Annotated in this window: 14 protein-coding genes; all 14 read right to left on the bottom strand. The window is 63.1% G+C overall.

The genetic code is table 11. The annotated features are described in order from the left end of the window. Positions 1–116: 116 nt before the first annotated feature. A complete protein-coding gene (locus KDB67_RS17155; RefSeq protein ID WP_291018147.1) occupies positions 117–812 on the bottom strand; it encodes an MlaD family protein in 696 nt (231 codons plus the stop codon). 2 nt (positions 813–814) lie between these two features. Next, entirely contained in the window at positions 815–1,939 is a 1,125-nt protein-coding gene (locus KDB67_RS17160) for an MlaD family protein (RefSeq protein WP_291018149.1), read from the bottom strand. Beyond that, on the bottom strand, positions 1,939–2,922 hold the full coding sequence (locus KDB67_RS17165; RefSeq protein ID WP_291018151.1) for an MlaD family protein: 984 nt from the start codon (positions 2,920–2,922) through the stop codon (positions 1,939–1,941). Before KDB67_RS17165 ends, KDB67_RS17160 begins: the two co-directional genes overlap by 1 nt. Next, on the bottom strand, positions 2,919–3,956 hold the full coding sequence (locus KDB67_RS17170) for an MlaD family protein (RefSeq protein WP_291018153.1): 1,038 nt from the start codon (positions 3,954–3,956) through the stop codon (positions 2,919–2,921). The genes KDB67_RS17165 and KDB67_RS17170 overlap by 4 nt, the downstream gene beginning before the upstream one ends. Further along, complete coding sequence (locus tag KDB67_RS17175) at positions 3,953–5,008, bottom strand: MlaD family protein (protein WP_291018155.1); 1,056 nt, start codon at positions 5,006–5,008, stop codon at positions 3,953–3,955. Before KDB67_RS17175 ends, KDB67_RS17170 begins: the two co-directional genes overlap by 4 nt. Before the next feature lie 3 nt (positions 5,009–5,011). Further along, positions 5,012–5,800, bottom strand: a complete 789-nt coding sequence (locus KDB67_RS17180; protein ID WP_291018157.1) for an ABC transporter permease — start codon at positions 5,798–5,800, stop codon at positions 5,012–5,014. A gap of 82 nt (positions 5,801–5,882) precedes the next feature. Beyond that, positions 5,883–6,800, bottom strand: a complete 918-nt coding sequence (locus tag KDB67_RS17185) for an ABC transporter permease (protein ID WP_291018160.1) — start codon at positions 6,798–6,800, stop codon at positions 5,883–5,885. 148 nt (positions 6,801–6,948) lie between these two features. Further along, on the bottom strand, positions 6,949–8,631 hold the full coding sequence (locus KDB67_RS17190) for an NAD(P)/FAD-dependent oxidoreductase (RefSeq protein WP_291018163.1): 1,683 nt from the start codon (positions 8,629–8,631) through the stop codon (positions 6,949–6,951). A gap of 31 nt (positions 8,632–8,662) precedes the next feature. After that, on the bottom strand, positions 8,663–9,454 hold the full coding sequence (locus tag KDB67_RS17195) for a coniferyl-alcohol dehydrogenase (RefSeq protein ID WP_291018166.1): 792 nt from the start codon (positions 9,452–9,454) through the stop codon (positions 8,663–8,665). A gap of 14 nt (positions 9,455–9,468) precedes the next feature. After that, a complete protein-coding gene (locus KDB67_RS17200) occupies positions 9,469–11,007 on the bottom strand; it encodes an acyl-CoA synthetase (RefSeq protein WP_291018169.1) in 1,539 nt (512 codons plus the stop codon). Positions 11,008–11,114: 107 nt separating this feature from the next. Further along, complete coding sequence (locus tag KDB67_RS17205; RefSeq protein WP_291018172.1) at positions 11,115–11,519, bottom strand: SCP2 sterol-binding domain-containing protein; 405 nt, start codon at positions 11,517–11,519, stop codon at positions 11,115–11,117. Positions 11,520–11,792: 273 nt separating this feature from the next. Beyond that, positions 11,793–12,086 carry a cytochrome C oxidase subunit IV family protein gene (locus tag KDB67_RS17210; protein ID WP_291018175.1) on the bottom strand — a complete coding sequence of 98 codons (294 nt, stop codon included), beginning with the start codon at positions 12,084–12,086 and terminating at the stop codon, positions 11,793–11,795. A gap of 5 nt (positions 12,087–12,091) precedes the next feature. Continuing rightward, positions 12,092–12,631 (bottom strand): cytochrome c oxidase subunit 3, encoded by a 540-nt coding sequence (locus tag KDB67_RS17215; RefSeq protein ID WP_291018177.1) that lies wholly within the window; start codon positions 12,629–12,631, stop codon positions 12,092–12,094. Positions 12,632–12,681: 50 nt separating this feature from the next. After that, complete coding sequence (locus KDB67_RS17220) at positions 12,682–13,335, bottom strand: hypothetical protein (protein ID WP_291018180.1); 654 nt, start codon at positions 13,333–13,335, stop codon at positions 12,682–12,684. Positions 13,336–13,410 lie beyond the last annotated feature (75 nt).

Genomic DNA, 13,410 nt, shown 5'->3' on the forward strand with positions numbered 1-13,410 from the left:
GAAACCCCGCCCACCCGAACGGACCTCGGGAACATCGGCATGCCAAACACTGCTAAACACACTGTGCAACACGCAAATTCGCAGTCAGATCCGATACGCCACCGCTACTCGCGGATCTAGGTCTGATCCCAGTAATGCATGCCGTCGGGATTGAACATCTTCTCGATCTTCGGCAACCGCGGAATGATCGTCCTGCTCGTCTTGTCCAGACCCTCGATCATGGTGTCGATCCGGGTCGTGTCCTTGGCCAGGCTCTTGAGGTCGACGGCGGCGATGTTGGCCACTCGCTGGGTCTGTTTGATCTCGGGCAGTGCGGCGTTGACGGACCGGATCACCTCCTGCATGTCCTGGATGCTGCCCGCGTTGACGAAGTTCGCGAGAACGACGAGCGTATCTTCCAGTGCCGGTGGCGAAATCGTTCCGGACAGCGGGATGGTGCCTCCTGTCAACGACGGACCGGTGCCCGATGCCCGGATCGACACGTACGGGTCGCCGAGCACTGTGCTCTGCCGGATCGAGGCCGTCGCATCGGCCGAGATCCGCACATCGTCGAGAGTGGCGGTCACGTCCACGTATCCGCGGCGCAGGACCACGTCCTTCACCGAACCGACCCGCAGACCGTTGAGTGTCACGTCCGCACCCTCGGGCATGTTCAGCGTGTTGGCGAACTGCAGCTTGAGCGTCTTTCCGCTCCCGGACGAGCGGACCGACGACGCCATCTCCGACGGATTGAGTGAACAACCACCGAAGCCGACGACCATGGCGGCTGCGACCAGCACGCCCCAGATCCGGCCGATTCTTCCCTGTCGCATCATCATCGCCGTCCTCCGGCCACCAGCAAATCGAGGATGCTCATGCGCACGAGCCTGCTCGAACCCCGTTCGGGGATGCATGAACCGGCGCGCACGGTGTTGAGTCCACGGCAGAACGCCTTGGGCGCCGGTGTCTGGATCCTGACCTGCGGCACCGTGATCCGGATGCCGGCACCCTTGTTCTTCTCCGAGACCACTGCTGCCTGCGTGGCCAGGACCGGCAGCGCCTCAAGCGCCTTGCTGATCTTGGCCGACTGCGTGGCTGCGACGTGAATGTGAGGTGGTGCGATGTCCATGAAACCGTACAGTTCCTTGCCATAGCGCGGCTCGAACTTGTAGATCATGAGCAATACCGGCTGCATGCCGTAGATCATGTGCACGGCACCCGGCCACAGGACGTCCGCGCCCACCTGGGTGGCCGGCGCCAGTTTGGAGATGATCGAGGCGACGTCCGACCACTGATCGAGCACATCGGTGGTCAACGGTGCGGTGTTGAGGATGATCGCACCGATATCGGAAACTGTCGCTTCGGGGTTCTTTGCCGCCGCGCCCGCGGTTTTCATCAGCTTCGCCAGCGACGGACCGGTGCCGTCGAGTGCCTGGGCGAGTGCGTTGATCGTGCCTTCCACCGCGCGGGTGTCGTTGTCGGGTGCGATCGCCTCGATCAGATCGGCGGCCGAGCCGGTGATCTCGGAGATGCTCCTGGGCGTATAGGAGTTCTGGACCGAGATACAGTCTCCGGGCTCGAGCCGGGGTCCGGTGGAGTCCCCGACCAATTCCAGGGATCTGTCGGCGAGGATCGACTTGGAGCGCGTCACGGCTTTGACGTCGGCGGGTACCGAGCGCTTGGAATCAATGCTGAACTGCACTCGCGTCCCGTCCGGGTACGGCTTGATCGAGGTGATCTTCCCGACCTGGTAGCCCATACGCGTCACCGCGTTTCCCTTGTACAGGCCGATTGTGTCGGGCAGCATCGCGCAGAATCCGGTCCGTTGCGAGGAATCGCCTCGCCCGGACACCGCGAACGCCGAGGCCACGACGGCGATCACGCCGACGAGAGCGGCCAGCGTGATCCAGGACCTCTTGGAGATCCAGGTTTTCCGGGCGGTCCCTGACTTCTCGGCCATCAGCAGGTCCTTCCCGGTACCGGCAGGCACATGGCCGTCGCGTCGATCACGAACTGATCCTTCGATTTGTGTTTTCCGTCGCCCACCAACCGCATGAGCTGATCACGCATCGGTTCGAGCCGGTCGATCACGGACTGAGTCGACGTTTCGAGTTTCTTGGCCAGTGCCCGCAGGCCGACTACCCCATTGTCGAATTCGTATTCGTGATTGAGGTAGAACTGCGCGAGCACACCGAGCCGCTCCAGGACACCGCCCAGTTGCCTGAATGCTTCAGAGAACCCGTAGCGGTACGTGTAGTACTGCGACAGAGCGATATTCACCTTCCGCACCAGTTCCATCACGAAGTCACGGCTCTTGTTGAAGGTGCCGGTGTATTGGCTCGCCATCGAGAGGATCGATTGGACCTGAGCCTTCTGCCGGTCCATGATCGTAGCCACGGTCTGCAAACCGTCCATGGCGTTGCGGAAGGCCGCCGTGTTCTTGCCGACGCCGTCGGCGACCTGCATCATCGACCGATCCACCGGCTCACCGGAGACGTTGTCGGTCACCCTCGGCAGTTCCTGAAGAATGTCGGCGACGGTGTACGGCACGGTCACCCGGTCCGGTGAGATCGTCCCGGAGTCCTCGGACGCCGGCCCCGACGGCTGCAGTGCGACGAAGTAGCCGCCGACTGCGGTCAGCAGTTGCACCTTGACCCGCGTACGGTTGCCCACCCGGACCGTGTCGTCCAGGTCGAGGGTCACCTTGACATCCTTGTCCCGCAACTCGACCGAACTGACCTTGCCCACCGAGATGCCGGCGACACGAACGTCTTCCCCACCGCTGACCGCGGCCGCGTCGCGGGTGGTGAACGTGACGCTCTGCCGTCCGGGCGGCGACAGGTAGAAGTAGGACACTCCCGCCACGACGATGGCGATCACCGCCATCACCAGCGCCCCGGCCAGCAGGTCGTTCTCGGCCAGACGTTCCCGGAACTTTCTCATGCCCGACATACGACCACCCCGCTGCCGCTCACCAGCACCTGACCGAGCTCTGGCAAAGGCAATTCTCCTTTGGAACATTTATTCGTCTTCGCCGGCGCGATCGCGGGCAACTGCATGCTGTCCACCACACTCGGAAACAGGTCCATCGCCTTCCACATGTTGTTGATATTCGGGAAGGCCTTGGCCAATTCCTGATCCAGGTTGGTCGTGGTCTGCAACCCGATCGCCGCCATGATCTGGTTGAGCACCGTCATCAGGGCCGGACCGTACTTGTCCGCCTTGCGGAACTCGTCGAGCACGGTCAGCACTGAATCGACCGGCACTTCGATCTCCTTGAGGAACTGCAGGATCTGCGGCGACATGCCGCCGAGGCTGTCGGAGATCCGCGACATGTTCCGGACGAGCGTCACGATGGTCTTCTCCCGGTTCGCGGTGTACCGGCTCAGCTCATCGATGCTCTTGAGCAGCGGCGCCAGACCACTTCCATCGCCTTGCAGGACCGTCAGCGCATTGTTGGAGAAATCATTGATCTCCTCAGGGCTCAGCGTCTGTAGAACGGGCTGAAGACCGTTGAACAATTCGGTGACATCGAAGGAAGACACGGTGTTCTCGGTGGACAGGTGCCGCACTGACGGCCCATTCCCGTCGGCGCCGGTGACATCGAGATACCTGACGCCCGAGAGGTTCGCGTACCGCACCGCCGCCTTCGATTCGGCGGTGAGCGAATGGTCGTCGTTCACGGTGAACCCGACTTTCGCCACCGCCGAATTGTCGCCCGATTGCTGCAATTCGACGCCGGTGACCTTGCCGACCTTGACTCCGCGGATACGAACGTCCGCGTTGGGCCGTAGGCCGGAGGCGTCGGCGAAGTCCGCGGTGTACTGCCTCGTCGAGCCGCTGTACGGCGCGGTGATTCCGTTTGCGATGACGAAGTACAGAATGAGTGCTGCCAGTGCCGCTGCGACAAGTTTCCACAGCGGCCGGATGACGCGGGAGGCTCCCGCCAGATGCCCGCGCATCAGTTGTCCGCTCATCTGGGTCCCGCTTTCAACGGCAGTCCGACAACAGGACCGTCGAACACCGGCAGCTTCTCGATCGCCAGATTGATCTTGAGATTGCGGCCCCCGTCACTGCGTGGTTCGAACGCCCCGTTGAGCCTGGTCACCAGGTCACGCACCGTCGTGGTGGTCACCGTTCCCTCCCCGATCGCCGGCAGCACCGTACCGACCTCCTTGATGATGTTCACCCAGGGCAACAGATTGGCCTGGTTCGATTTGAGCAGCCTGCCGACCATGGAAAAGAAGTTGTCCGAGATGGCCTGCAATGTATCGGTGAAATTGTTCTGCACCGTATCGCCCGAGAGCCGGATATCGCTGTCGTAGAACGCCGTCAGTCCCGACAGTGCACCGTCGGCAAACGGCGGCAGGGCGGTGACGATGTCGTTGTACCGGTCCAGCAGATAGGCCGGCATCTGCCGCTGCGTCCTGGCGACCACATCGGCGAACACCACGCCGGTGTGCATGAGCGGTTCGAATGCCTTGCTGTAGGCGAGCATTCGCTGAATCACCTTCACCGTGTCGTCCACCAGCACACCGTTGGCGACATCGGAGCCACGTTCGAGCATCGTCGCCATCGAGTAGTCCGCGGCGTCACGCCGCTCCACCCGGGTTCCGTCGGCGAGCAGTCCCGCTTCACGTGTTCCCGGATCGGTGATGGTGATACCGGTGATACCGAAGTAGTTCTTGGGCCGGAAGTCGAGACCGAAATCCTTGCCCATTCCATCGACCAGGTGCTTGCGCAATTCCATGGTGATTCGGGCGCTGCCGTCCTCGTTGACCTTGAGGTCACTGACCTTGCCGACGGCTGCACCGCGCAGCATCACGTCGGTGCCATGGCCGACGCCCGATCCCACCGCCGAGGTGTTGACGTACACCGTCATCAGGTCTTTGTCCCTCGGCGTGAGCGCGGGAATGACGACGGCGAACAACAGGCCCACGAGCACCGCCACCACCACACCGATCAACCCCGTCCGGCGCATCGTCGCACGCCGGGAGTGTTCGGACCCGACCAGAAATCCTGAGACCATCGATTACCCCTTGAAGACCAGATCCGGATGCAGACCCCACAGCAGGATCGTCATCACGAGATTCATGACGATGGTCATGACCAGACTTGCCCGGATCGCGCGGCCACAGGCCCGGCCCACCCCTTCGGGGCCGCCCGAGGCGAAGAATCCGTAGTAGCAATGAATGATCGTGATGACCGCACAGAATGTGACTGCCTTGACCAGCGAGTAGAAGACCTCGACCGGATCAAGGAACTGACTGAAGTAATGGTCGTAGGTGCCCGGCGGAGCGCCCTGCACATGTTTGACGAAGGTGCTGGCCGTCAGGAAGCCGATGGCCAGACTCAGCAGGTAGCCCGGAATGACGCACAGCATGCCGCCGACCAGACGGGTCCCGACGACGAACGGAATGGACCGGATACCAAGGGTTTCGGTGGCGTCGATCTCTTCGGCGATCCGCATCGAGCCGATCTCGGCGGTCATCCGGCAGCCGACCTGGGCGGCGAATCCGATGCCGGTCATGATCGGGCCCATCTCACGGATATTGAGGAAGGCCCCGATCACGCCGGTGAGCGGGCCGAAACCGATGAGATTGAGCGTGTTGTACGCCTCGATCGCCACGGCCACACCGATCGCGACACCGAGGATGACCAGGAGCGGGATGACGCCACCGTCGACGATGATCGAGCCGCGGCCCCAGGCCATGCTGTTCATCGTCTTGGTGGTCTGCTTGCGATAGTGCCGCACGGTGTACGGCAGATGCACGATCGTCTGGACGGTGAACAGAATCCAGCGGCCGATGCCCTCGCCCATGGCGAAGACACTGGTCGACAACCACCGGCTGACCCGGGTTACCGCGTGATCTGCCGTATGTGTACTCGGATGTGTCATGGGATCAGCCCACCGCACTCGGGAAGAACATCGATTGAATCTGGGTGGTCAAGAGATTGGTCACGAACACCGCGATGAATCCGAGGACCACGGATGCGTTCACCGCGTCGGCCACACCTCGCGGTCCGCCCTTGGCCTCCAGACCACGCAGGCTCGCGATGATGACGACCTCCATCCCGAACAGCGTGGTCTTGAGAATCGCGAAGTAGAAGTCGGTGGTCGTGGCGAAGGCGCCGAAGGATTGCCAGAAGCTGCCCGGGATGACGCCGTTGATGGAGACGGCCAGCGAAAATCCCGCTGCCACAGCGGAAGCCACGATGACCACGCAGAGGATGGGCGCGATGAGGATGATCGCGAGCAGTCGCGGCAGCACCAGGCGCTGCACAGGGTTGACGCCCATCACCCGCATCGCGTCTATCTCCTCACGGATGGACCGGGCGCCGAGATCGGCCGCGATCGCCGAGGCTGCCGCACCGCCCATCAGCAGGCCCGCCGCGATCGGCGCTCCCTGCGAGATGACGCCGATGCCGCTGGCCGCACCGGCCAGGGATTTGGCGCCGACCTGGTTCACCACGGCACCCACCTGAATGGAGATCTCGGTGCCGAACGGCAGGGCGATGAGCACCGCCGGCAGCGCCGTGACCGTCAGCAGAAACCATGCCTGCTCAAGGGTTTCCACGACGGGGATGCGCATTCGCGCGATTCCGGTGATCGCGTACCAGATCACCTGCACCGCGAGTTGAGCGGCGCGGCCGATGGTCGCCAGCGAGTTGCGGGGCACGGTGGTCACCCACTTGGCGATGCCCGCCAGTGCACGGTCCACGGCCGGGCCGGTGCCGCCGAACAACGGTGCCGGCGCGTCCAGGGCGGCTTGGGCTGCCATCGCCTCCAGCCGTGCGTCGACGGGGTTGAGACCTTGCATTCCTCCCTCTCCGATTTCTTCCCGGAGCTACGGCCGAGGCGGCGCCCTGAGACATTTTATAATTGAGATTCAATTCAAAACTGATGATCCGCCGATGGGCGCGCTCACAGTCACGCAGGACCGTAGCACGCCCATCGCGGCGCATCGGCTACTTCGCGGAATTCGCCCTGTCGAAGCGGGCGCCGAGAATACTGTCGGTGGCCGCCGCGGCCTTCACCCGCTCGGTCAGGCTTCCGTTGTCCTGCTTGCGGAAGTCCTTGAGCATGACCCTTGCCGCGTTCTGGCCGGGCATTCCGGAGATTCCGGCCACCGGATGGGTACCCGCGCCGGTGAGGTAGAGACCCGGAACCGGAGTGTGGTAACCCGCGAACTTCTCGGCCGGCTTGAGCGGACCGAAACGCGAGATGACCGGATCGACATGGTAGACGCTGCCGTCGATCGCCCAGAAGCGTTCCTCGATGTCGGGCAGCGCGAGGTCGCGGCGGGCCACTTCCAGGGATTCGATTCCCTGGTAGTAGTGCGAGGCGTCCTTGATCACCCGCTCGGTGATCTGCTTCTTGGCCTCGTCCCAGCCCACTCGCGGATCCGAGGGAGTGATACCCGCCCAGAACCAGAAGATGTCACAGCCGTCGGGGGCAAATCCCTTGTCGAAAGCCGTGGTCGCGTGGCCGAGCCCCGGAATATGTTCGGGCACTTCGCCTCTGATACTGGCCTTGGCCGCGTCCAGGCTCTCCTGATAGGTGTTGAAGCTATTGCAGCCCAACCGCAGATCAATGCCGTCGCCGCGCCACTTCTCATGCTTTTCCATCGTGATCTTGCCACTGAGCGCGATGTTGAGCTTGTAGTCGGCGATGCCGCGGCGGCGCGTCGGAATCTTGTCCGCCTTGTTCTGCAGAACCCGGGGCAGAGTCCCCTCGGGAAGCAACCGGGTCAGTGTGGTCTTCGGGCTGCACGCCGTCAGCACCGCGCGGCGGGCATACAACTCCTCACCACCCTGCAACTGCACACCGCTCACCCGGCCGTTGGTGAGCACCAGCGACTCCACTGGCGCCGAAGTCCGGATCCGGCCCTGATGGGAGATGATGCTCTTGGCCAGCGCCGCCGGGAACGCCCCGGTGCCGCCGTGGAACATCGACACGCCATATTTGCTGAGCACGCCGAGGTAGATCAGCGACCAGCCCGACAGGTCGGCGTCAAACGGCATGAACGGCAGCGCGATCGTCAAGGGTGCACGGATGGCGTCGCTTTCGAAGCTGTCCTCGATGGCCTCGGCCTGTGACGAGGCCATCCACCGGCCGATCGCGGCGAGTTCCTTGCGGTTCTTGGCCATACCCTTGGCCGCCTTGAGGACCGCCTTGATGTCCGGGGAGACCGGACTGGTCTGCATCAGCGGCAGCCCGATCTCCACCGCGGCGTCGATCACCCGGTACAGGTCGAGCAGCGCCTCGGCGTCGGACGGCGAGAAGTACCGCAGCTCGTCGGCGGTCCGTTTGGGGTCACGCCACAGCGCCAGCGACGTGCCGTCGTAATTCAGCTGGACGTGCGCGGGATCGATGACCGTCTGACGCAGACCGAATTTCGACGACAGCCCGAGGTCCTTGTCGATGGTCGTGGTCCGGAACAGCGAGGCCTGCATCGATGCCTCGTTGATGGTGTATCCGGGAGCCTCCGGCTCGAACGGATTGGTCGAGGTCATTCCGCCGATGGTCGGCGAGGCCTCGACCACGAGGACGTCGAGTCCGGCCTGGGCGAGATAGGCGGCCGAGACCAGGCCGTTGTGCCCGGCCCCGACCACGATGACGTCCGCGGTGTTCTGCACTGCTGCGGTCATGAAAGTGTGTTCCGTTCTTGAGGTGTGTCGATCAGATCTCGGGCGCCGGGACCACGCCGGTGACCACGGCTCCGGTGATGCCGCCGTCGACGACCAGGGCATGACCGTTGATCCATCGGGCCGCGTCGGAGACCAGAAAGAGCAAGGCGTCGGCGACGTCGTCCGGGGTGGCGTGCCGCCCCAGCAGGTCCTTCACACCGTCGAGGGTGTCTTTACCCATCGACTCCTCGAAATCGACCAGGATCGGCGTCTCGACCGGCCCGGGCAGCACGGCGTTGATCCGGAATCCCATCTGCGACAACGCCAGCCCCATCGACTGGACGTAGACGGTGGTGACCTCTTTGGAGAAGTTGTAGGTGTTACCCTCCTGCGGATTCTCCTTGAACCATGCGAGCCCCTCCTCGAACGTGTCGGTGGCCAGCAGGTCCCTGATCGCCTCCAGGCGGTTCGGCCAGCCGAATCCCGCGGTGGAGCTGACGACCGTGATCGATCCCCCGGGATTGAGCAGTTCGAAGAACGCCTCGGCGAGATGACGCACCGCCAGGGAGTTGACCGCGAAGACGAGCTCGGACGGTGCGGTCCCGGGAATGCCGGCGACATTCAGGAGCCCGTCGAAACTGCCGTCGAGTTGTTCGAGTGCGGCGTCGATGCTCGTCGGGTTCGCCAGATCGACCTCGATGTGCTTGGTGGATTCGAACGGCGGCACGTTGCGGTCGAGCGTGTAGACCTGCGCGCCATCAGCGAGCAGGCGCTGGGCCACGGCCGCGCCGATCCCGGATGCGGCCCCGGTGACGACGTAGCGCTTGTCGGTGAATTCAGACATGTTTCCTGTTCCAGTCAGTTGGCGGCGGCCAGATACTTCTTCTCGATCTCGCGTTTGACGAGCTTTCCGGTCGCCGACCGGGGCAGTTCGTCAACGAAGTCGACCGATCTGGGTGCTTTGAAATGCGCGATCTTGGACCGCACGTAGTCGATGATCTCCTCGGCGAGCGACTCCGAGGGCTCATGCCCGTCACGCAGCTGCACCACCGCCTTGACCTGCTGTCCGTACTCCGGGTCGGGAACACCGATCACCGCGACGTCGTAGATCTTCGGATGCAGGGTGAGTGCGTTCTCGACCTCCTGCGGGTAGATGTTGACCCCGCCGGAGATGATCATGAAGGCCTTGCGGTCGGTGAGGAACACGTAGCCGTCCTCATCGACATAGCCGAGATCGCCGACCGTGGTCCAGTTCTCGTGATCGGGATGTTCGGCGGCCTTCGTCTTGTCGGGATCCTTGTGGTAGGAGAAGATCCGCTTGTCGCGTTCGAAGAAGACCTGCCCCACCTCGCCGACCGGGAGAACCGTTCCCTCGTCGTCGCAGATGTGGACCGGACCGAGCACCGACTTGCCCACCGAGCCACGCTTGCCGAGCCATTCCGGGGTGGAGATGATGGTGATCCCGTGCTGTTCGGTCGCGCTGTAGTACTCGAAAAGGATCGGGCCCAGCCAGTCGATCATCGCCTGTTTGACGTCGGGCGGGCATGGCGCGGCGGCGTGCACAGCAAGACGCAGCGACGACACGTCGTAGCGGGCACGCACTTCCTCCGGAAGCTGCAGCAGCCGCACGAACATCGTCGGGACGAACTGGGCGATGGTGACCTTGTACTTCTCGACCGCCACGAGCAGTTCCTCGGCGTCGAACTTCTCCATCACCACCACCGTGCCGCCGAGTGCGTGAATGGCTCCGCTCCATTTCAGGGGCGCCGCGTGGTACATCGGAGCGGGTGACAGGTAGACGTCGGATTCGCCGGCCTTGAACACATGCTGAATCAGGCCGGTGATCGGATCGCCCGGCTGATCGACCTGGATCGGCAGCAGCGCCGGCTTGATGCCCTTGGGCCGTCCGGTGGTGCCGGAGGAGTACAGCATGTCCGATCCACGCGGCTTGTCGTCGAGTCGCGTTGTGGCGGAGAGCAACTCGTCGTAGGAACCGTAGCCGTCGACAGCTCCCCCGAATGCGACGTAAGCCGGCGCGGAATCGGCCAGTTCGGCGGCAACCTCCCCGGCGAGATCGGCCAGCTTGGCGGAGGCGAACAGCACCTTGGCATCACTGTCGGCGACGATATAGGCCACTTCAGCCGGCTGCAGACGCCAGTTGACCGCGGTGATGTACAGGCCCGAACGGATTGCGGCCCAGTAGATCTCCAGGACCTCGGCGGAATTGTCGCTCAGGACCGCGATCACATCGCCCTTGCGCAGACCCCGATCATGGAGTGCCCCGGCGAGTGCCGCTGAACGATCCTCCAGTTCTCCGTAGGTGGTGACTTGGCCACTGCCCGCCATGATGATCGCGGGGCGATCCGGATTCGCGGCGGCGTGTACTCCTGGAAACATCTCGTTCGTTCTCCTCGGGTCGGTGGTGAGTGCGGTCGATCGATCGTCGGTGTGGGGTGAGGTCGAAGCCCGATCGGGCCACTACCTCGGGTGCGGTCGGTCCGGGTTCAGACCACGAGGTCGTCGCGGCCGTCGGCTTTGAGGTTGTTGATGTAGACCGGGAACAGCTTCTTGCCGAGCGGGGCCAGCTTCAGCAGGCTCGCCACGTTGCCCTCAACGGCGATCTTCTTCTTGGCCATCGCCAGCGGGAGATTCACCTTGCCCTGCCAATAGGCGTTACCGGTGTCGGCGGGCATCTTCATCGTCGCCATCGGTTCGGGGTTCCCCTCGAAGGCGTCATAGACCTTCTTGTTCACCGCGTCGACGACCACGATCGCTCCCGGATCGGTGAAGTCGAACGCGAAGACCAGGCCGCTGGCGACCAGTTTGGGTCCGATCTCGGCGTCCTCGAACGCCGTCTCGAAGATGCCGCCGATGTACTTGACCACCTCGGTCGAGTCCCTGAATCCCATGTGTCCATCCTCCGATTAGAATATAACTTCGATTCAAAATAGAATCGAAGGGCCGCCGGCCGTGATGAGCCCCTTGCGGTCTGTACTCGCCGACAAGCGTAAGTCAACTTATGGCCAGAACCCCTGGCAGTCCCGCCACCAGGTGTGATGCGGCTCTCAGCATAGGGCACGCCAGCGCCGATGTCTAGCAATTTTCAAATCTATGTTCGGTAAGTTGGTACTCGCCGTCCGCCCGCATACCGACATCCCCGGCCCGGATTCCACATCCGATGGTCAGTGCCAGAGCAGGACGGCCAGCACCACCGGAAGTGCGACCGCCCAGCCTTCGAACACGAGGCGGCCGGCGAGCGGTGCGTCGCGCAGTTCCATGAAGTCGGTCATCACCAGCCGGATCTTCCACGCGGCGACCGCCAGCATCGCGATCATCGCCCACCGGTAGTCGATCGAGTCCATGGTGAGGATCCATGTCGTCAGCACGGTCGCCGCGAGCAGCAAGCCCCAGGTCACGACTATGGGCCGGTTCCGGAACAGGCTCTGCACGCTTGTGTTCTGTGCGGTCTGGGTCATTGTCGTCACCTGATCAGATAGATGAGCGGGAAGATGAGCAGCCACAGGAAATCGACCAGATGCCAATAGCAGGCCGCCGTCTCGAAACCCGCGGTACCCGGCGGGAGTGACCCGCGCAGACGAAACCCTAAGATGCCGAGCAAGATACATCCGGCGATGACGTGAAGCAGGTGAATACCCGTGATCGTCAGGTAGTAGACATAGAACGTGCCCGCGGCGGGCGTGTGATCGTCCTGGAATCCGGTGACGTATTCGGCTCCCTTGAGCGCTACGAAGGCCAGACCACCGAGCACTCCGAACGCCGTCCATGTGGCCGCGACGTCGGTACGACCCTCGCGCAGGCGTGTGAGTGCATACGCCACACACACCGAACTCGTCAGCAACACGAGGGTGTTGATGCCACCGCGATCGACATCCAAAGTGGCGCGCGCGGCGTCGAATCCGGCGACATCGTCGCGGCGGGCGACGGCGAACGCCAGGAACATGAGCGTGAAGATCGCCATGTCGCCACCGATGAATACCCAGAACCCATCGATTCCGGGCATCCGTCGGGGGGCCTTATGGCGCGCCGGGGAAGGCAGGGTATCGACGGCCGTCATCGGGCCGCCAGATCACGGAGGTCTTCGGATTCAAGACGCTTGAGCGCGTGCCAGCACAGGAATGTCGCCAATGCCGTGAAAACGAAGAACTCCACGAACACCACCCAGAAGCTGACGATCCCGTTCCAGGCGACCGGACCGGTCCGGAAGAACGGCATCAGGCTCAGCGGAACGTAACAGGCGGCGGTGAGAAAGGTACACCAGGCGAACCACTTCGGCAGCAGCGGCTGCGTCCGGCGATCGCACAGGATCGCAATTCCGATGGCGACGCATTGCAGTACCGAACACACATAGGTGACGTCGAAGAACATCCAGCCGAAATGGTAGAAGAGCTGCACGATCTCAGGTGAGTACTGTTCGACGCGGATGGCGGCAGTGAGCCAGATGGTGGCGGGCACCAAGGTCACCACACCGGTCAGGACGCCACCGATCAGCTGGATATTCGCCAGCCCGCCCACCGGGCTTTCCATCCGGCCGATGACGCGGGATATCGCCACACTCCACGGCACGTAGAACGGGGCGGCGAACGCCATCATGACCATACCGATGGTCAAGCCGGTCTTGTGTTCGACGAAGTAGGCGTGGATCTCGTTCGCAGTCAGACCTAGATCCGCGAGTAGTGGTGGGAGTTCCGGCGTTTGAGAAGACAAAAGTGCTTGTCCTGGTTGATAATTGAGGTTGCGAAGCCAAAAACTATCAGACCGGGAGAAGCACCTTGTCGGTGA

Origin of the sequence: Gordonia sp. (in: high G+C Gram-positive bacteria), assembly GCF_020438995.1 — a bacterium.
Lineage (GTDB): Bacteria > Actinomycetota > Actinomycetes > Mycobacteriales > Mycobacteriaceae > Gordonia.

Coding starts and splice junctions, on each gene's coding strand:
- KDB67_RS17155 (WP_291018147.1), bottom strand. CDS start 812: ATGCGACAGGGAAGAATCGGCCGGATCTGGGGCGTGCTGGTCGCAGCC.
- KDB67_RS17160 (WP_291018149.1), bottom strand. CDS start 1,939: ATGGCCGAGAAGTCAGGGACCGCCCGGAAAACCTGGATCTCCAAGAGG.
- KDB67_RS17165 (WP_291018151.1), bottom strand. CDS start 2,922: ATGAGAAAGTTCCGGGAACGTCTGGCCGAGAACGACCTGCTGGCCGGG.
- KDB67_RS17170 (WP_291018153.1), bottom strand. CDS start 3,956: ATGAGCGGACAACTGATGCGCGGGCATCTGGCGGGAGCCTCCCGCGTC.
- KDB67_RS17175 (WP_291018155.1), bottom strand. CDS start 5,008: ATGGTCTCAGGATTTCTGGTCGGGTCCGAACACTCCCGGCGTGCGACG.
- KDB67_RS17180 (WP_291018157.1), bottom strand. CDS start 5,800: ATGGGCGAGGGCATCGGCCGCTGGATTCTGTTCACCGTCCAGACGATC.
- KDB67_RS17185 (WP_291018160.1), bottom strand. CDS start 6,800: ATGCAAGGTCTCAACCCCGTCGACGCACGGCTGGAGGCGATGGCAGCC.
- KDB67_RS17190 (WP_291018163.1), bottom strand. CDS start 8,631: ATGACCGCAGCAGTGCAGAACACCGCGGACGTCATCGTGGTCGGGGCC.
- KDB67_RS17195 (WP_291018166.1), bottom strand. CDS start 9,454: ATGTCTGAATTCACCGACAAGCGCTACGTCGTCACCGGGGCCGCATCC.
- KDB67_RS17200 (WP_291018169.1), bottom strand. CDS start 11,007: ATGTTTCCAGGAGTACACGCCGCCGCGAATCCGGATCGCCCCGCGATC.
- KDB67_RS17205 (WP_291018172.1), bottom strand. CDS start 11,519: ATGGGATTCAGGGACTCGACCGAGGTGGTCAAGTACATCGGCGGCATC.
- KDB67_RS17210 (WP_291018175.1), bottom strand. CDS start 12,086: ATGACCCAGACCGCACAGAACACAAGCGTGCAGAGCCTGTTCCGGAAC.
- KDB67_RS17215 (WP_291018177.1), bottom strand. CDS start 12,631: ATGCCCGGAATCGATGGGTTCTGGGTATTCATCGGTGGCGACATGGCG.